The organism is Actinosynnema sp. NPDC053489 (genome assembly GCF_044544865.1).
Lineage (GTDB): Bacteria > Actinomycetota > Actinomycetes > Mycobacteriales > Pseudonocardiaceae > Actinosynnema.
Map to the genome: position 1 here is coordinate 89,384 of NZ_JBITXT010000004.1, position 18,636 is coordinate 108,019.

An 18,636-nucleotide genomic window follows, 5' to 3' on the forward strand; every position below is an offset into this window, starting at 1 on the left:
GACCCTAACGGGGCACCCTCGCCCACTCCACGTCCGAGGCCGGGCAGGAGCCGGGCTGGTCGTAGCCGGTCTGCCGCCGCGCCGCGTCCACGCGGTACCGCGGGTCGTGCGTCGGCGTGCGGGGCTTGTGGCCGGTGACCTCCGTGCTCAGGTGGATCCGCAGGGCCGAGCTGTCCGCGGTGCGCAGCCGCCGGGCACCGACGCCCGGGTCTCCAGGCCGGGCTCGGAGGGCACCACGTCGCCGACCATCCCGCGCCCGGTGTCCACGCCGGTGCAGCCGCCGTAGAGCACCTCGCCCGCGGCCGCGGCCCGCATCGCGCAGCCGTAAGGCGCGTACCGCCCGCCCTCGTGCACCGCGGTGGACGAGCCGTACCCGACCTCCTGCCCGCCGTCGCCGTCCACGTCGGCGATGCCGGGCGAGTGCGCCCCCGGGTGGCGAGCGAGCCGTACTCCGGCGACGTGCCGTCCCTGCCGTGCGCGGGCAAGAGGGCCACCTGCCGACCGGGTAGGCGACGTCCCGGGTAGGCGACGTCGGCGAGGAACCGGTCCACCCGGTTGCCCGGCTCGATCCACGAGGCAAGAGCGGGCTTCGGTGGCGTTGCGGCGGATCGAGGCCGGTCTTGACGGCGGTGCGTGATCCTGCCTACGGTGCTTGAACCGATTCAATTCACCAGCGGTGATCGGGACGAGGGGGCCGATGTCCGGGTTCGTGGTGCCCCCCGCGGCGGAGGGGCGGTGACGCCGCGGGTCGTGCTCGCCGGGGCGTCCGGCTACGGCAGGCTCCACCTGCGGGAGATCGCGGCGCTGGAGGCCGAGGGCCGGGTCCGGCTCACCGGCGTGTGCGAGGTCGCCCCGCTCGACGCCGAGGCGCGGCGGCTCGTCGGCGACCGGCCGGTGCGGGCGGAGCTGCCCCCGCTGATGGCCGACGCGGACCTCGGCATCGTCTCCACCCCCGTGCACACGCACGTCCCGCTGGCGCACCAGGTGCTCGACGCCGGCGCGCACCTGCTGCTGGAGAAGCCGCCCACGCCGACGCTGGCGGACTGGCACGAGCTGGTGGCCCGCTCGACGGGCCGGGCGGTGCAGGTCGGCTTCCAGAGCCTCGGCTCGCCCGCGGTGCGCCGGCTGGCCGGGCTGATGCGGTCCGGCGCGCTGGGGGAGGTCCGGGGGATCGGGGTGCGCGGCACGTGGTCGCGCGACGACGCCTACTACGCCCGCGCGCCGTGGGCCGGTCGGCGGGCGCTCGACGGGGTGCCGGTGGTGGACGGCGCGCTGACCAACCCGTTCGCCCACGGCATCGCGACCGCGCTGGCCCTGGACGGCAGCACGGGCGTGGACGACGTGCACGACATCGAGCTGGAGCTGCTGCGCTCGCGCGACGTCGAAGCCGACGACACGTCGTGCCTGCGGCTGCGCACGCGCCGCGGCACGGTCGTCGTGGTCGCGGTGACGTTGTGCGCCGAGGTCGTGCGGGACCCGGTGCTCGTCGTGCACGGCAGCCGCACACGCGCCGAGCTGCACTACGCCCGGCACCGGCTGGTGGTCGACGGCATCGAGGAGCGCTACCGCGCCGACTCGCCCCTGCGGAACCTGCTGGACCACCTGGCGGACCCGGCCGTGCCGCTGAACGCCCCGCTGGACCGCACCGGGGCGTTCACCCGCGTGGTGGAGGCCGTCCGCACCGCGCCGGACCCGGCCCCGATCGACCCGGCGTGGCTGCGCCGCAACGGCAGGCGGGTCGACGTGGACGGCGTCGACCACGTCGTGGCGAAGGCCGCCGAGCACCTGCGGACGTTCGCCGAGCTGGAGGTGCCGTGGTCGCCGCTGGGCGGCGTGGCGCGGTACGGCTGGGACGCCGTGCGGCTGCCGCTGGTCGTGCCGCGACCGGCGCTGCACCCCGTGCGCACCCTCGGCGGGGTCGTGGTCACCGGCGAGCACCCGGCCGACCACCCGTGGCACCGGGGCATCGGCCTCGCCCTGCCCGACGTCAACGGCGTCAACCTGTGGGGCGGGCGCGACGACGTGCCCGGCGGGCTGGGTCGCGTGGAGGCGACCGGCCCGGACGAGCCGGCCTGGTGCGACGCGGCGGGCGGGGTGCTGCTGCGCGAGCACCGCCGCGTCCGCCGCCGCCCGGTCGCCGACGGCTGGGAGCTGGACTGGACCAGCGTCCTCACCGCCGAGCGCGAGGTGGTGCTGCGCGGCACCGGCGGGGGCGCGGGCTGCGGCGGTTGGTTCTGGCGGTTGCCCGAGCTGGACCCGCTGTCCGTGCGGGTCTACAGCCCCAACGGCGCGGGGGAGGCGGAGGTCGACGGCCGGACCGCGCCGTGGCTGGCGGTGGTCGTGGCCGACCCCGTGCGGCCGTGGACCGCCGTGGTGTCCGGACCGACCGACCCGTGGTTCGTCCGCGTCGGGCGGTACCAGGGGATCGGCTCGGCGCTGGCCCGGGACGAGCCCCTGGTGCTGCGCCCGGGGCAGCGGCGGGAGATCGCCGTCCGGGTGACCTTCCACGACGGCGTGCGGCCACCGTGAGACGCGGCGGCCCGGACCGTTGACGGCGTTGTGCCGCAACCACGGCTTCAGCCTGAAGCGTTCCGTCCCGGGAGGTCGGCGTGCGCCGTGTCTGCTTCCCGCTCCGGGTGCGCCCCGAGCGGCCGGAGGAGTACCGGGTGGGGCGACTACAGCCTCTTCCTGGCCGACGACGGGCTGCTCGTCGGCCACCTGGAGACCCCCGACCGGGACGCGGCCCGGCGGGGCACGGCCGCCCGCGAGGTCAACGACCGGTGGCAGGCCGAGGTGGCCGAGTTCTCCACGGCCCTGGACGCGTGCGCCCCGACGAGGCCATGAGACCGCCGACCGGGGTCTTCCACCTCGACCGAGCAGGTAAGGAGTCCGACGTGGACAGCAACACGGGGTCACCCGGGCCGGACGGCGCGGCCGAGGCCCTCGCGGGGCAGCGCATCGAGCTGCCGTCGTGGGCGTTCGGCAACTCCGGCACCCGGTTCAAGGTCTTCGCCCAGCGCGGTGTGCCGCGCACGCCGCACGAGAAGGTCGCCGACGCCGCCACCGTGCACCGGTTCACCGGCGTCGCGCCGTCCGTGGCGCTGCACATCCCGTGGGACGCGGTCGACGACTACGCCGGGCTGGCGGAGTTCGCGCGGGACCTGGGCGTGTCCGTCGGCACGGTCAACGCCAACGTCTTCCAGGACGACGCCTACGTGCTGGGCAGCGTGTGCTCGCCGGACCCGGCCGTGCGCCGCAAGGCGGTCGACCACCTGCTGCACTGCGTCGACGTCATGGACGCCACCGGGTCGCGCGACCTCAAGCTGTGGTTCGCCGACGGCACCAACTACCCCGGCCAGGACGACATCCGGGCCCGGCAGGACCGGCTCGCCGAGGCGCTGCGCGAGACCTACGACCGCCTCGCGCCCCACCAGCGCGTCCTGTTGGAGTACAAGCTGTTCGAGCCCGCGTTCTACACCACCGACGTGCCCGACTGGGGCACCGCCTACGCGCACTGCCTGGAGCTGGGGGAGCGGGCGCGGGTGGTGGTCGACACCGGCCACCACGCGCCGGGCACCAACATCGAGTTCATCGTCGCGGTGCTGCTGCGCGCGGGCAGGCTCGGCGGGTTCGACTTCAACTCCCGCTTCTACGCCGACGACGACCTCATGGTCGGCGCGGCGGACCCGTTCCAGCTGTTCCGGATCATGGTCGAGGTCGTGCGGGGCGGCGCGCTGGACGTCACCTCGGGCGTGGCGTTCATGCTCGACCAGTGCCACAACATCGAACCGAAGATCCCCGGCCAGATCCGGTCGGTGATGAACGTGCAGGAGGCTACCGCGAAGGCGCTGCTGGTCGACCGGGACGCGTTGCGCGCCGCGCAGCTGGCCGGTGACGTCCTCGGCGCGAACGCCGTGGTGATGGACGCCTACAACACCGACGTCCGCCCGCTGGTGGCGTCGGTGCGCGAGGGCATGGGGCTGGACCCGGACCCGATGGCGGCCTACGCCCGCTCGGGGTACGGCGAGCGGATCGTGGCGGAACGGGTGGGCGGCGAGCAGGCGGGCTGGGGCGCGTGACCGGCGGAGGGGAGGACCGGGTGGACGACCCGGTGCGGGCGCTGCTGGCGCGGTCGCACGAGCTGGGCGCGGACCCCGCGACCACGAACTACGCGGGCGGCAACACCTCGGCCAAGGGCGTGGGGACCGACCCGGTGACCGGCGGGCCGGTGGACCTGCTGTGGGTCAAGGGCTCCGGCGGCGACCTGGGCACGCTGACCGAGCACGGCCTGGCCGTGCTGCGGCTGGACCGGCTGCGCGCCCTGGTCGACGTCTACCCGGGCGTGGACCGCGAGGACGAGATGGTCGCCGCGTTCGACCACTGCCTGCACGGCAGGGGCGGCGCGGCCCCGTCGATCGACACCGCCGTGCACGGCCTCGTGCGGGCCGCGCACGTCGACCACCTGCACCCCGACGCCGGCATCGCGCTCGCGGCCGCGGCCGACGGCGAGGCGTTGACCGCGGCGGCGTTCGGTGACCGCGTGCTGTGGGTGCCGTGGCGGCGGCCCGGGTTCCAGCTCGGCCTCGACATCGCCGCCATCGCCCGGGACAACCCGAACGCGATCGGGGTAATCCTCGGCGGCCACGGCATCACCGCGTGGGGCGAGACCTCGCGGCAGTGCCGGGAGCGGTCGCTGGAGATCATCCGGCGGGCCGCCGGATTCCTCGCCGAGCACGGCAGGCCCGACCCGTTCGGCGCGCGGCTGCACGACCCGCTGCCCGCCGCGGAGCGCCGTGCCCGCGCCGCCGCGCTGGCCCCGCTGCTGCGCGGCCTGACCTCGACGGACCGGCCGCAGGTCGGCCACTTCACCGACGCCGACGCGGTGCTGGACTTCCTGGCCCACGAGGCGCACCCGCGGCTCGCCGCGCTGGGCACCTCGTGCCCCGACCACTTCCTGCGCACCAAGGTGCGGCCGATGGTGCTCGACCTGCCGCCGACCGCGCCGCTGCCCGAGGTCGCCGCCCGGCTGCGCGAGCTGCACGCGGCCTACCGCGAGGACTACCGCGCCTACTACGAGCGGCACGCCGGGCCGGACTCGCCGCCGATGCGCGGCGCCGACCCGGCCGTCGTCCTGGTGCCCGGCGTCGGCATGTTCTCCTACGGCCGGGACAAGCGGACCGCGCGCGTGGCCGGCGAGTTCTACGTCAACGCGATCAACGTGATGCGCGGCGCGGAGTCGGTGTCGCGGTACGCGCCGATCGACGAGGCCGAGAAGTTCCGCATCGAGTACTGGGCGCTGGAGGAGGCCAAGCTCCGCCGCCTGCCGGCGCCCGGGCCGCTGGCCGCCCGGGTCGCCCTGGTGACGGGCGCGGGTTCGGGCATCGGCAGGGCCGTCGCGCGGCGGTTGGCCGCGGAGGGCGCGTGCGTGGTCGTCGCGGACGTCGACGCCGAGGCGGCCCGTGCGGTGGCCGACGAGCTGGGCCCGGACACCGCGGTGGCCGCGATCGCCGACGTGACCGACGAGGACGCGGTCACCGCGGCCGTCGAGGAGGCGTGCCTGGCCTTCGGCGGCGTGGACCTGGTGGTCAACAACGCCGGCCTGTCGATCTCGAAGCCGCTGCTGGAGACCACGACCCGGGACTGGGACCTCCAGCACGACGTCATGGCGCGCGGGTCGTTCCTGGTCGCCAGGGCCGCGACCCGGGTGATGGTCGAGCAGGGGATGGGCGGCGACATCGTCTACATCGCCTCCAAGAACGCCGTGTTCGCGGGGCCGAACAACGTCGCCTACGGCGCGGCGAAGGCCGACCAGTCCCACCAGGTCCGGCTGCTGGCCGCCGAACTGGGCGAGCACGGCATCCGGGTCAACGGCGTGAACCCGGACGGGGTGGTGCGCGGCTCGGGCATCTTCGCGGGCGGCTGGGGCGCCCGGCGCGCCGCCGTGCACGGGGTGCCGGAGGAGGAGCTGGGCGCGTTCTACGCCCGGCGGACGCTGCTCAAGCGGGAGGTGCTGCCCGAGCACGTGGCCAACGCGGTGTTCGCGCTGACGGCGGGGGAGTTGTCGCACACCACCGGCGCGCACATCCCGGTGGACGCGGGTGTGGCCGCCGCGTTCCTGCGGTGATCGACACGGGCGGTCGGCTCGGGTCGGGAGCGGTACCGGCCGGTAGAGTCCACCTCCCACACCTTCAGTCCGCCGAGGAGGCACGGTGGTGTCATCGGTGAGCATCCGCGACGTGGCCACGCGCGCGAAGGTGTCCGTCGGCACGGTCTCGAACGTGCTCAACCGCCCCGAGGTCGTCGCCCCGGCGACCCGGGACCGGGTCATGGGCGCGATCGAGGAGCTGGGCTTCGTCCGCAACGACGCGGCGCGGCAACTGCGCTCGGGCACGCCGCGCGCCATCGGGCTGGTGGTGCTCGACGTGGGCAACCCGTTCTTCACCGACGTCGCCCGGGGCGTGGAGGACACGGCGAGCGAGGCCGGGCACGCGGTGATCCTGTGCAACAGCGACGAGTCGCCACGGCGCGAGGCGCGGCACGTGGAGCTGCTGGCCGAGCAGCGGGTGCACGGCGTGCTGATCACGCCCGTGGACGCGGACCTGGCCGCGGTGCGCAGGCTGCGCGACCGGGGCATGTCCGTGGTGCTGCTGGACCACCCGACGACCGACCCGGACCTGTGCGCGGTGGCCGTGGACGACCGGGCGGGCGGCGAGCTGGCCGTCACGCACCTGCTCGCCGAGGGCTACGAGCGGATCGTGATGGTCAACGGCCCGGCGCGCATCCACCAGGCCCGCCAGCGGCACGAGGGCGCGGTCGACGCGGTGCGCAAGGCCGGTCGCGACGAGGGCGTGCTGGAGGAGCTGCGGGTGCCCGCGCTCAACGTGGCGTCCGGCCAGCGCGCGGCCGAGCAGCTGCTGGCCCGCGCCACCCGCCCGGACGCGGTGTTCTGCGCCAACGACCTGCTCGCGCTGGGCGTGCTCCAGGTGCTGGTGCGCGCGGGCGTGCGGGTGCCGGAGGACGTCGCCATCGTCGGCTACGACGACATCGACTTCGCCGCGGCCGCCGCCGTGCCGCTGACGTCGGTGCGGCAGCCGCGCCAGCTGATCGGCCGCACGGCCGCCGAGCTGGTGATCGCGGAGACGATGACGCCCGACGAGCACCGGCACCGGCACGTGCTGTTCGCGCCGGAGCTGGTGGTGCGGGAGTCGAGCAGGAGGGTGGCGCGGCCGCGTCGGCGCACCAGGTGAGCGGGTGGTTCGTTGAAACTTTTCATTCCGCTCGCGGCCAGGTGGGAGCCCTGGCATTTCCCAGTGTGACAGGACGGGATGAATCGTTTCATCCTTGACGGGCGCTCGGTCGTGGTGCTCTGATGAGCGTGGGCGAGGGCGTAACCCCGGTCACGACTGGGAGCGCTCCCAGAAATCGACGGAGGAGCAACGGTGCTCACCAATTCGTTCAGGGCACGGGCGATCGCCGCCGCTACGGCGATCACCGCGCTGTCCGGCGGCCTCCTGGTCGCCGGCGTGGCCTCGGCGGCACCCGGCTGCCGGGTCGACTACACGGTGCCGAACAAGTGGCAGGGCGGGTTCTCCGCCACCGTGGTCGTCACCAACCTCGGCGACCCGGTCGCCGGCTGGACGCTCGGCTGGTCGTTCCCCGGCCCCGAGCGCTTCGGCGAGGGCTGGAACGCCGTGTTCGCCGCGTCGGGCGCGAGCGTGACGGCGTCCAACGTGGACTGGAACCGGTCCATCCCGACCGGCGGCTCGGTGTCGTTCGGGTTCAACGGCACCACCAGCGGCACCGAGGTCGGCGTGCCGACCCGGTTCACGCTCAACGGCACGGTCTGCACGGGCACCGTGGACCCGACCACCACCACGACGACGACCACCACGTCCACCACCACCACGACGACCACGACGACCACCACGCCCGGGCCCGGCCCGTCGGACCCGACCGGCCGCAGGCAGGTCGAGCGCCTGGACCGCGGTGTGGTCAGCGTGCGGTCGGGCAGCGGCAACCTGGTGAGCTGGCGGCTGCTGGCGGGTGACCCGCAGGACGTCGGCTTCACCGTGTACCGGGGTGGCACGAAGCTCACCCCGTCGCCGATCACGACCTCGACCAACTACCTGGACGACGGCGCGGCGGCGGACGCCTCCTACACCGTGCGCGCCGTGGTGAACGGCGTCGAGCAGCCGGCGTCGCCCGCGTCGCTGGCGTTCGGCTCCGGCTACCGGGACGTGCCGATCCAGTCGCCGGGGAGCAACTACGTCGCCAACGACGCGAGCGTGGGCGACCTGGACGGCGACGGCGACTACGAGTTCGTCCTCAAGTGGGACCCGGACAACGCCAAGGACAACAGCCAGGCGGGCGTGACCGGCACCGTGTTCGTCGACGCCTACCGGCTGGACGGCACCCGGCTGTGGCGGATCGACCTGGGCCGCAACATCCGGGCGGGAGCGCACTACACCCAGTTCCAGGTGTACGACTACGACGGTGACGGCAAGGCCGAGGTGGCGATGAAGACCGCCGACGGCACCAAGGACGGCCGCGGCGCGGTCATCGGCAACGCGAGCGCCGACTACCGCAACGGCGACGGCTACGTGCTGTCCGGTCCGGAGTTCCTGACCGTGTTCAACGGTCAGACCGGCGCGGCCGTGTCGACGGTGAACTACGACCCGCCGCGCGGCACGGTGTCGTCGTGGGGCGACAGCTACGGCAACCGGGTGGACCGGTTCCTGGCGGGCACCGCGTACCTGGACGGCGCCCGGCCGTCGCTGATCATGGCGCGCGGTTACTACACGCGCGCGGTGATCGCCGCGTGGGACTTCCGCGACGGCGCGCTCACCAAGCGGTGGACGTTCGACTCGAACGCGTCGGGCAACGGCGGCTACGCGGGCCAGGGCAACCACGCGCTGACCGTCGGCGACGTCGACGGCGACGGCCGGGACGAGATCGTCTACGGCGCGGCGGCGATCGACGACAACGGCCGCGGCCTGTGGACCACGGGCCTGGGGCACGGCGACGCGGCGCACCTGGGCGACTTCGACCCCGCGCGGCCGGGGCTGGAGTACTTCAAGGTCTCGGAGGACTCCTCGAAGCCGGGTTCCTGGTTCGCCGACGCCCGCACCGGGCAGCGGCTGTGGACCACCGCCTCGGGCGGCGACAACGGCCGGGGCGTGGCCGACGACATCTACGCGGGCAACCCCGGCGCGGAGATGTGGTCGGCCATGGACGGCAGCCTGCGCAACACCGCGGGCCAGAACATCGGCCGCAAGCCGTCCTCGATCAACTTCCTGGCCTGGTGGGACGGCGACCCCACGCGGGAGCTGGTGGACCAGACGCGCATCGACAAGTACGGCACGAGCGGTGACACTCGCCTGCTGACGGGCTCGGGCGTGGCGTCGAACAACGGGACCAAGGCCACGCCGGCCCTGTCGGGCGACATCCTGGGCGACTGGCGCGAGGAGGTGGTCTGGCGCAAGTCGGACAACTCCGGGCTGCGGATCTACTCCACCCCGCACCGGACCGACCGGCGCATCCCCACGCTGATGCACGACACGATGTACCGCGTGGCGATCGCCTGGCAGAACACCGCGTACAACCAGCCGCCGCACCCCAGCTTCCCCATCGGCAGCGGCATGGCCACCCCGCCGTGGCCGGACGTGCACTACGCCGGCTGACGACCCCCCGGCCGTGCGTCCCCCGGTGGCCTGCCTCACCCCGAGGCAGGCCACCGGCCGTTCGGGGTGTGAACCGCCCGGCGGTGGGTACCTGTCCGGGGATCGAGGGAGGCACAGCATGGGCAAGCACAGGCTCGGCCAGTCCGACGGACCCCAGTGGGGCGGTCCGGACCTGGTCAACGGTGCGGAGGACGCGCTGGGCCGCTCCGACGTCGTCGAGCAGTCCGAGGCCGCCGCGCCGGGCGCGGAGGACGACTAGCGGCTACACCTCCACGTCGGGGTCCTCGGCGACCGACCGCAGCGGCGTGACGGTCGGGTGACCCTCGGCCAGCAGCGCCGCGTCGGTCCCCGGCTCCAGCTCGTCGTCCACCAGGACGGCGGCGAGGCTGATGGAGCCGTCGTCGCCGTCCTTGATCCTGGTGCGCACCGCGCCGAACTCGGCCAGCGCGGCCCGCTTCGGCTCGCCGACCTCGGCGAGGTTGGGCACGTTGAGGTTGAGCACCGCGCCCGCCGGCAGCGCGGCGACCCGGTCGAACAGCCGGGCCGCGACGGCGACGGCGGTGTCCCAGTGGTGCGGCACGTCCGGGTCCAGCCCGACGTCCAGCGACACGGCCAGGGCGCGGGCGCCGTTGACGGCGGCGGTCAGGGCCGCGCCGACGGTGCCGGAGTGCAGGACCGCGCGGCCGACGTTCGCGCCGCGGTTGACGCCCGACAGCACGACGTCCGGTGGGTCGCCGAACGCGCCCTGGGAGGCGACCAGGGCGATGAACGCGGGGTGCGCGGCGACCGCGTGGGCGGGCACGCCCGGCAGGCCGGGCAGCTCCCGCCGCGCCACCTCCACGCGCCGGTCGTCCTGGGCGGCGGTGAGGCCGGCGCTCGTGCCGCTGGACTCCCGCGCCGGCGCGGCGACGACCGTCGTCCAGCCGTGGGCCACCGCGGCGGCCGCCAGGGCGGCCAGACCGGGCGAGTCGATGCCGTCGTCGTTGGTGATGAGCACCCTCATCAGTCGTCCTCCCAGGGCCGCAGCCGCACCCGTTCGACCAGCTCGCGCACCACGTCGCCGCTGCCGGTGCCCAGGCCGTGCCGCGTCACGTTGACCGCGCCGGCCGCCGCGCCCAGCTTGAGCGACTCCTCCAAAGACTCGCCCAGCGCGAGCCCGGCGGCCAGTCCGGCGGTCATCGAGTCGCCGCCGCCGCGGGTGTCGACCGGGCTCAGCTCCGGCACCTCCACGAGGTACAGCTCGCCCTCCAGCCACGCCAGCGTCTCGTCGGCGGCGCGGGACACGACCACCGCGCTCGCGCCGCACTCGGCGACCTCGCGGCACGCGGCGACCAGGTCGGGCAGGGCGTCGGAGGCGGCGAGCCCGTCGGACACCAGCTCCTCGTGGCTGACCTTGACCACGGTCGGCCCGCCGGCCAGCGCGGCGGCCAGCCGGTCGCCGGAGAGGTCCACGACGACGTGGCAGCCGTTGCCGCGCAGGTCCTTGGCCAGTCGCTCGTAGACGGAGTCGGGCACGGGGGTGTCCTGCGCGGCGGGCCCGCTGAGCACGGCGACGCCCGCGCCGAGGGCCTCGACCAGCGTCATCTCGTACAGGTCGTCCAGCTCGTGGCGCGACAGCGCGTCGGCGGGCATCCGGACCACCTGGTCGCGCCCGCCGTCGCGCCGGTCGTGCACGTACCCGCCGTTGCGGGCGGCGACCTCGCGCGCCTTCAGCTCGATCCCGATCAGGTGCCGCAGCACCTGCCCGGTCTCGCCGCCGAGCGCCGCGCACAGCACGACCTCGGCTCCCAGGGACTCGACCATGCGCGAGATCCACACGCCCTGACCTCCGGCGTGGATGTGGATGTCGGGCGTGCCGTCCAGCTCTTCCACCGTGACCGTCAACTCAGGTGACGGCGCGAACACCGCTACTCGACCGGGCATAACGGACATCTACCCCATACCGCCGTGATCGAATCACGGGTGGGGCAGGCGCGGTTCGGCCAGCCAGGCGCGGAAGAACGCGGTCAGCGGCTCGGTCGCGTGGCGCTGGGCCAGCGCCACGAAGTCGCCGGTGGTGGCGGTGGCGTGCCGGTGCGCGCCGGTCCACTCGCGCAGGACGGCGAAGAACGCCGGGTCGCCCAGGCGCGTGCGCAGTCCGTGCAGCGTCAGCGCGCCGCGCTGGTAGACCCGATCGTCGAACAGGTTCGGCACGCCGGGGTCGCCGATCCGCAGGTCCTGCGGCGCACGGGCCAGCCGGGCGTGCGCGCGGGCCGCGTGGACCGCGGCGGCGGGCCCGCCGGAGCGCTCCGACCACAGCCACTCGGCGTAGCAGGCGAAGCCCTCGTTGAGCCAGATGTCGCGCCAGTCGGCCAGCCCGACGCTGTTGCCGAACCACTGGTGCGCCAGCTCGTGCGCCACCAGCCGCTCGTGCCCGCGCCGCCCGTCGACGTGGTTCGCGCCGAACACCGACATGCCCTGCGCCTCGACGGGCACCTCCAGCTCGTCGTCGGTGACCACGACCTGGTAGGTCCGGAAGGGGTAGGGGCCGAACAGCTCCTCGAACACGGCCATCATCGCCGGCTGGCGGGCGAAGTCGTGCCGCGCGGCGCGCAGGAGCCGCGCGGGTGCGGCCACGTCCTGCCCCGCGGCCAGCGGCAGCCGCTCGTAGCGGCCGATCTGCACCGACGCCAGGTAGGCGGCCATCGGCTCGGCCTGCTCGTAGACCCACGTCGTGCCGCCGCCACTCCCGTGCCGCCCGACCGGCACTCCGTTGACCGGCACTCCGTTGGCCAGCACGGTGTACGGCGACGGCGCGGTGACCGACACCCGGTAGGCCGCCTTGTCCCGCACCAGGTCGTTGCACGGGAACCAGGACGGCGCGCCGATCGGCTGGCTCGCCACCAGCGCGCCGTCGGTGAGCCGGTCCCAGCCCAGCTCGCCCCAGTGCCGGGTGCGGACCGGGCGGACCTGGCCGGAGTACCGCACCTCGACGGTGAACGGCCCGTCCACCGGCCGCGCCGGGCGCACGCGCAGCTTGCCGCCGCCGTGGACGTGCCGCGCGGGGAGGCCGTCCACCAGCACCCGGCCGACCGCGAGCGTCCCGAAGTCGAGCACCACGCGGGCGCACGGGCCGGCGGCGACGGCGGACAGCGTCGCCCGACCGGCCAACCGGCCGCTGTGCGGCTTGTAGTCCAGCTCCAGGTCGTAGCGCTCGACCCGGTAGCCGTCGTCACCGTGGCCGGGCAGGTACGGGCCGGTCATCGCCAGGCGGAGATCGGGTTGCCCAGCCAGCGCGTGCCCGCCGGCACGTGCTCGCCGCGCATCACCAGCGACGCCGGGCCTACCACCGCGTGCGCGCCGACCGTCGCGCCCGGCAGCACGATCCCGTGCGGTCCGAGCGTCGCGCCCGCCGCCAGCTCCACCTGGTCCATGCGCAGGATCCGATCATGGAACAGGTGGGTCTGCACCACGCACCCCCGGTTGACCGCCGCGCCGTCGCCCAGCCGCACCAGGTCCGCCTCCGGGAACCAGTGCGACTCGACCCACGTGCCGCGGCCGACCCGCGCGCCCAGGCAGCGCAGCCACGCCGCCATCACCGGCGACCCGCCGGCGCGGCCGACCAGCCACGGCACCGCGAGCACCTCGACGAACGTGTCCGCCAGCTCGTTGCGCCACACGAACCCGCTCCACAGCGGGTGCTCCCGCGCCCGGAAGCGGCCCACCAGCAGCCACTTCGCCGTCGCCGACACCGCGCACGCCACCGCGGCGGCGGTCAGCAGCAGCGGGCCGGCCAGCAGCGGCGCCGCCCACGGGGCCCAGGACAGCGCGGCCCGCAGCGCGAACAGCACGCCGACGACCAGCGCCACGTGGCACATCACCGGCACGACCCGGCACAGCTCGACCAGCGCCCGGGCCACCACCAGGCGGCGCGGCGGGTCGAACGTGCGGCTCTGGTCGCCCCGCTCCGCCGCGCGCGGCAGCTTCATCGGCGGCATGCCCAGGTAGGAGGTGCCCGCCTTGGCGCGCTTGGGGGTCGCCGACAGCACGCCCACCAGGCCGCGGTTGGGCACCGAGCGACCGGGGGCGGTCATGCCCGAGTTGCCCAGGAACGCGCGCTTGCCGACCCGCGCGGCGGCGATGCGCAGCCAGCCGCCGCCCAGCTCGTAGGAGGCGACCATGGTGTCGTCGGCGAGGAACGCGCCGTCGTCGATCGTGGTCATCCTCGGCAGCGCCAGCACGGTGGACGCCTCGACCCGGCGGCCGACGCGCATCCCGAGCGCCCGCAGCCACACCGGCGTGAACAGGCTCGCGTACAGCGGGAACAACGCCACCCGGGCGGTGTTCATCAGCCGTTCGGTGGTCCACGCCTGCCAGGCGACGCGGCTGTGCACGGGGTGCGCGCCCGCCCGCAGCCCGAGGCCCAGCAGCCGCACGGACACCAGCACCAGCAGCGCGTACGAGCCGAGCCACGCCACCGTCGCCGCCGGCACGGCGAGCAGCGCCGAGCCGGGCGTCAGCGGCCCGCGCAGCAGGACCAGCGCCGGGGGCAGGGCCGCCGCCACCGGCAGCAGGCCCAGCGCCGACGTCGTGACGCCGTAGACGAACTTCCACCACGCCGACCGCGGCGGTCGCGGACCGGGCCGCGCCGCCTTGCCGCGGCGCTGCGCCGGGACTCCGGCCCACCGCTGGCCCGTCGGCACCGAGCCGAGCACGCCGGAGCCGGGCGCGACCTCGGCCCGCTTGCCGATCCGCGCGCCGGGGAACAGGGTGCTGCGCGCGCCGACGACCGCGCCCGCGCCGACCCGGATGCGGCCGACGTGCACCCGGTCGCCGTCGACCCAGTGCCCGGACAGGTCGACCTCGGGCTCGACGGCGCAGCCCTTGCCGAGCTTGAGCATGCCGGTCACCGGCGGTGCGGCGTGCAGGTCGACGTCCGGGCCGATCCGGGCGCCCAGCGCGCGGGCGTAGTGCGTGAGCCAGGAGCCGGCCAGGTCGGTGGCCCCGCTGAACCCGGCCAGCCGTTCGGCGGTCCACAGCCGCAGGTGCGCGCCACCGCCGCGCGGGTACGTGCCGGGGCGCAGGCCGCGCAGCAGCAGCCGCGCGCCACCGGCCGCGATGGCGATCTTGCCCGGCGGGCTGACGAACACCAGCCACCCGGCGGCGATCCACCACCACGAGACCGGCGGGGTGAACCCGACGACGTTGCCGACCGCGGCCAGGACCACGCACCAGCGCAGGCCGACCAGCGCCGTCAACGGCACGAGCAGCAGCGTCTGGACGACGCCGGTGCGCCGCGGGGTGGGGGCGACCTCGCGCGTGACGCCCTGGTCGCCGCCCAGCTCGTCCAGGCGCGCGGCCAGGGCGCGCAGCGTCGGGTGCTGGTAGACGTCGTTGACCGAGCCGGCGGGGTGGCGGGTCCGGATCGTGGAGACCAGCTGGGCGGCGGCGAGGCTGCCGCCGCCGTGGGCGAAGAAGTCCGCGTCCCGGCCGGCGACCCGGGAGCCGAGCAGGTGCGACCACTGCTCGGCCAGCCAGCGCTCGGTCGGCGTGAGGTCCGCGGCCGGCGCCGGCGCGTCGAGGTCGGGCAGCGGCCAGGGCAGCGCGGCCCGGTCGACCTTGCCCGAGGTGCGGGTGGGCAGGGTGGGCACCGCGGCCAGCAGCGGCACGAGGGCGGCGGGCAGCGCCGCGCGCAGCCTGGCCACCGCGTCGGCCTGGTCGAAGCCGTCCGGCGCGACGACGTACCCGACCAGGACCTGGTTGCCGGTCCCGGTCGTGCGCACCGCGGCGGCGGCGCCGGCGACACCGGGCAGCGCCTGCAGCGCCGCGTCGACCTCGCCCAGCTCGATCCGCCGCCCGCCCAGCTTGACCTGCTCGTCGGCCCGGCCGAGGAACAGCAGCCCCTCGGGCTCGGCGCGGACCAGGTCGCCGCTGCGGTAGGCGCGGTCCCAGCCCAGCGCGGGCAGCGGGGCGAACTTCTCGGCGTCCTTGGCGGGGTCGAGGTAGCGGGCCAGCCCGACGCCGCCGATCACCAGCTCGCCGGAGCCGCCCATCGGGACGGGCGCGCCCGCCGCGTCGACCACGGCCAGCTCCCAGCCGTCCAGCGGCAGCCCGATCCGCACCGGGCCCTCACCGGTCAGCCGGGCCGCGCACGCCACCACCGTGGCCTCGGTCGGGCCGTAGGTGTTCCACACCTCGCGGCCGTCGACGGCGAGCCGCTCGGCCAGCTCGGGCGGGCACGCCTCGCCGCCGAAGATCAGCAGGCGGACGTCGTCCAGCGCGTCGACCGGCCACAGCGCGGCCAGCGTGGGGACCGTGGACACCACCGTGACCTCGCGCTCGACCAGCCAGGGGCCGAGGTCGAAGCCGGTGCGGACCAGCGCGCGGGGCGCGGGGACCAGGCACGCGCCGTGCCGCCAGGCCAGCCACATCTCCTCGCACGAGGCGTCGAACGCGACCGACAGCCCGGCCAGCACCCGGTCGTCGGGCCCGATCGGGTCGTCGACCAGGAACAGGCGGGCCTCGGCGTCGACGAACGCGGCGGCGGCGCGGTGCGAGACCGCGACGCCCTTGGGCTTGCCGGTGGAGCCGGAGGTGAAGATGATCCACGCGTCGTCGTCCGGCCCGGGCGGGCCGACCAGGCCCAGGGGCGTGCCGCGCGGCTCCAGCCGGTCGGTGACGACCGCGCAGACGCCGGCCTCGGCGAACACGAGTTCGGCGCGCTCGTCCGGGTCGTCGGCGTCGACGGGCACGTACGCCGCGCCCGCGGTGAGCACGGCGAGCACCGCGACGTACAGGTCGACCGTGCCGGAGGGGACGCGGATGCCGACCCGGTCGCCGACGCCGACGCCGGCCGCCGCGAGTTCCCGGCTCCGCGCGTCGACCGCGTCGAGCAGTTCCCGGTAGGTCAGCGAGGTCGTGCCGTCGTCCAGCGCGGGGGAGTGGGGGTGCCGGCGCGCGGTGTCGGCCAGGACGTCGACCAGGGTCCGCGCGGGCGCGGCGACGCCGGCGCGGAACAGCGCGGGGACGTCGACCGGAGCGAGGTGTTCGGGATGGGGGGCGAGGGTCACCGGTGGGCACCGGTGCGACGAAGACGCACTGTGAAAGTCCTCCAAGAAAAGCCGCCGACGTGCGACTTTACCGGGGATTCACGGGTGCGTCTCCTCCGCGTGACCACGAGTGGGTGGTGTCACACCGGGGGTTCCGCCGCTTCAGTCCTCTGTGGAGCTTCCGAGTTCCTTGTCCACCAAGGGCTTAACCTCGGTCCCGAGGAGTTCGATGGCCTCCATGACGAGGCGGTGCGGCACGCCCGACCAGTCCATCTGCATCGCGTAGCGGTCCGCCCCGGTGAGCCGGCCCACGGAGATCAGCCGCTCGGCGACCTCCTGCGGGCTGCCCGCGAAGATCGAGCGCGCGCCCCGGGCCCACGAGTCGTACTCGGCGCGCGACGGCACGGGCCAGCCGCGTGCCCGTGCGCCGTACTTCATGGTCTCCAGCCAGTACGGGTGGAAGGAGTCCTTGGCGTCCTGGGACCGGCGGGCGACCAGGCCGATCGCGCTCATGGTCACGTGCAGGTCCCCGGCCTCCTGCCCGCCCGCCTCGCCCGCGCGCCGGTACAGGTCCACCAGCGGCGCGAACCGCTCCGGCTCGCCGCCGATGACCGCGTACACCACGGGCAGGCCGAGCAGCCCGGCGCGGACCGACGACTCCGGGTTGCCGCCCGTGCCCACCGAGATCCGCAGCCGCTCGCCGTAGGGCCGCGGGTAGACGTGCGCGTCTTCCAGCGGCGCGCGGAACCTGCCGGACCACGTGATGGGGTCTTCCCGGTCCAGGCGCAGCAGCAGCGCGAGCTTCTCCTCGAACAGCTCGTCGTAGTCCTCCAGGTCCGCCCCGAACAGCGGGAAGGACTCGGTGAACGACCCGCGCCCGGCCAGCAGTTCGGCCCGGCCCCGGCTGAGCTGGTCGAGCGTCGTGAACTGCTGGTAGACGCGCACCGGGTCCTCGGTGCTGAGCACGGTGACCGCGCTGCTGAGCGTGATGCGGGAGGTGGTGCTCGCGGCGGCGGCGAGGACCGTGCCGGGGTTGGAGATCGAGTAGTCGGCGAGGTGGTGCTCGCCCAGGCCGTAGAAGCCCAGCCCCAGCTCGTCGGCCAGCCTGATCCGCTCCAGCGTCTGCGCCAGCTTGTCCGCGACCGACACCTGCTCGCCCGTGACCGGGTCGGGGTGGCGGTCGCCGAAGCTGTAGACCCCGAGCTGCATTCCCTTTGTGGACACGTCAACAACGTAGGCGAACATTGATGACACGTCAACATCTTGCTAGCGTGGGCTGCCATGGGCGGACCCCGGTGGCTGGACGAGCGGGAGGCGCGGGTGTGGCAGGCGTACCTCGCCGTCCACCGCGAGCTGCACAGCGCGTTGGAGCGGCAGCTGGTGCGCGACTCGGGGCTGTCCAACGCCGACTACGCGCTGCTCGTGCCGCTGTCGGGGGCCGAGGGCGGTGTGCTGCGGTCGCGGGAGCTGGGCGCGCTGGTCGGGTGGGAGCGCAGCAGGCTGTCCCACCAGGTCGGGCGGATGGAGAAGCGCGGGCTGGTGGCGCGGGAGGACTGCGCCGAGGACGCGCGCGGGTCGATGGTGCGGCTCACGGCCGCCGGGCGGGCGGCCATCGAGTCCGCCGCGCCGGGGCACGTGGAGACCGTGCGGCGGTACCTGTTCGACGGGTTGTCGGCGGCGGAGGCGGACGTGCTGGACCGCGTGTTCCACCGGGTGCTGGGCCGGATCGCGGCTGACGGCTGACGGCCGGCCACGCCGGAGAGCGGGTGGCCGGCGAGTGGAGTGGCCGGCGAGCGGGGAAAGGTGCCGCGCGGGGGTGCGGCACCTCCCCGTTCCCCCCGGGACGCCGGGCGGCGGCGGATCCGCCCGATCCGCCCGGTCTGCGTCCGACCGTCGGGGTGTCGGACGCCCTCCAGCCTCGCGCAGGT

General features: G+C 75.1%; 15 protein-coding genes. 8 read left to right on the forward strand and 7 right to left on the reverse strand.

Annotation, left to right across the window (positions count from 1 at the left end):
- Nucleotides 1-4: 4 nt before the first annotated feature.
- Nucleotides 5-187, reverse strand: coding sequence for a hypothetical protein (locus tag ACIGNX_RS10165; protein WP_396539175.1), 183 nt, complete (start codon nt 185-187; stop codon nt 5-7).
- On the reverse strand, nt 148-402 hold the full coding sequence (locus tag ACIGNX_RS10170; RefSeq protein ID WP_396539205.1) for a hypothetical protein: 255 nt from the start codon (nt 400-402) through the stop codon (nt 148-150). Before ACIGNX_RS10170 ends, ACIGNX_RS10165 begins: the two co-directional genes overlap by 40 nt.
- A 333-nt stretch (nt 403-735) precedes the next feature.
- Here ACIGNX_RS10170 and ACIGNX_RS10175 point away from each other — a divergent pair, with 333 nt between their 5' ends.
- The 7 genes from ACIGNX_RS10175 (at nt 736) to ACIGNX_RS10205 (ending at nt 9,939) form a co-directional block, all read left to right on the forward strand.
- Entirely contained in the window at nt 736-2,529 is a 1,794-nt protein-coding gene (locus tag ACIGNX_RS10175) for a DUF6807 family protein (RefSeq protein ID WP_396538351.1), read from the forward strand.
- Between the two features lie 87 nt (nt 2,530-2,616).
- Nucleotides 2,617-2,844: an L-rhamnose mutarotase gene (locus ACIGNX_RS10180; protein ID WP_396538353.1), complete on the forward strand. Its 228-nt coding sequence runs from the start codon at nt 2,617-2,619 to the stop codon at nt 2,842-2,844.
- 50 nt (nt 2,845-2,894) lie between these two features.
- The gene (gene rhaI, locus ACIGNX_RS10185; RefSeq protein ID WP_396538355.1) at nt 2,895-4,079 is read left to right on the forward strand and encodes an L-rhamnose isomerase; all 1,185 of its coding nucleotides are present in this window, start codon (nt 2,895-2,897) and stop codon (nt 4,077-4,079) included.
- The gene (locus ACIGNX_RS10190; protein WP_396538357.1) at nt 4,076-6,124 is read left to right on the forward strand and encodes a bifunctional aldolase/short-chain dehydrogenase; all 2,049 of its coding nucleotides are present in this window, start codon (nt 4,076-4,078) and stop codon (nt 6,122-6,124) included. The genes rhaI and ACIGNX_RS10190 overlap by 4 nt, the downstream gene beginning before the upstream one ends.
- A gap of 88 nt (nt 6,125-6,212) precedes the next feature.
- Entirely contained in the window at nt 6,213-7,247 is a 1,035-nt protein-coding gene (locus tag ACIGNX_RS10195) for a LacI family DNA-binding transcriptional regulator (protein WP_396539177.1), read from the forward strand.
- A gap of 192 nt (nt 7,248-7,439) precedes the next feature.
- Entirely contained in the window at nt 7,440-9,680 is a 2,241-nt protein-coding gene (locus ACIGNX_RS10200; protein WP_396538359.1) for a cellulose binding domain-containing protein, read from the forward strand.
- 118 nt (nt 9,681-9,798) lie between these two features.
- Nucleotides 9,799-9,939, forward strand: a complete 141-nt coding sequence (locus tag ACIGNX_RS10205) for a hypothetical protein (RefSeq protein ID WP_396538361.1) — start codon at nt 9,799-9,801, stop codon at nt 9,937-9,939.
- A 3-nt stretch (nt 9,940-9,942) separates the two neighbouring features.
- On the opposite strand, the gene surE is transcribed toward ACIGNX_RS10205, so the two are convergent.
- From surE to ACIGNX_RS10230, 5 genes are all read right to left on the reverse strand, one after another.
- Nucleotides 9,943-10,683, reverse strand: a complete 741-nt coding sequence (gene surE / locus ACIGNX_RS10210) for a 5'/3'-nucleotidase SurE (RefSeq protein ID WP_396538363.1) — start codon at nt 10,681-10,683, stop codon at nt 9,943-9,945.
- Entirely contained in the window at nt 10,683-11,603 is a 921-nt protein-coding gene (locus ACIGNX_RS10215; RefSeq protein ID WP_396538365.1) for a PfkB family carbohydrate kinase, read from the reverse strand. Before ACIGNX_RS10215 ends, surE begins: the two co-directional genes overlap by 1 nt.
- A 33-nt stretch (nt 11,604-11,636) precedes the next feature.
- Complete coding sequence (locus ACIGNX_RS10220) at nt 11,637-12,923, reverse strand: M1 family metallopeptidase (protein ID WP_396538367.1); 1,287 nt, start codon at nt 12,921-12,923, stop codon at nt 11,637-11,639.
- A complete protein-coding gene (locus ACIGNX_RS10225; RefSeq protein WP_396538369.1) occupies nt 12,920-16,729 on the reverse strand; it encodes a Pls/PosA family non-ribosomal peptide synthetase in 3,810 nt (1,269 codons plus the stop codon). The genes ACIGNX_RS10220 and ACIGNX_RS10225 overlap by 4 nt, the downstream gene beginning before the upstream one ends.
- A 141-nt stretch (nt 16,730-16,870) precedes the next feature.
- On the reverse strand, nt 16,871-17,917 hold the full coding sequence (locus ACIGNX_RS10230; protein WP_396539179.1) for an LLM class flavin-dependent oxidoreductase: 1,047 nt from the start codon (nt 17,915-17,917) through the stop codon (nt 16,871-16,873).
- Nucleotides 17,918-17,989: 72 nt separating this feature from the next.
- On the opposite strand from ACIGNX_RS10230, the gene ACIGNX_RS10235 reads away from it, so the two are divergent.
- On the forward strand, nt 17,990-18,451 hold the full coding sequence (locus ACIGNX_RS10235) for a MarR family winged helix-turn-helix transcriptional regulator (protein ID WP_396538371.1): 462 nt from the start codon (nt 17,990-17,992) through the stop codon (nt 18,449-18,451).
- Nucleotides 18,452-18,636 lie beyond the last annotated feature (185 nt).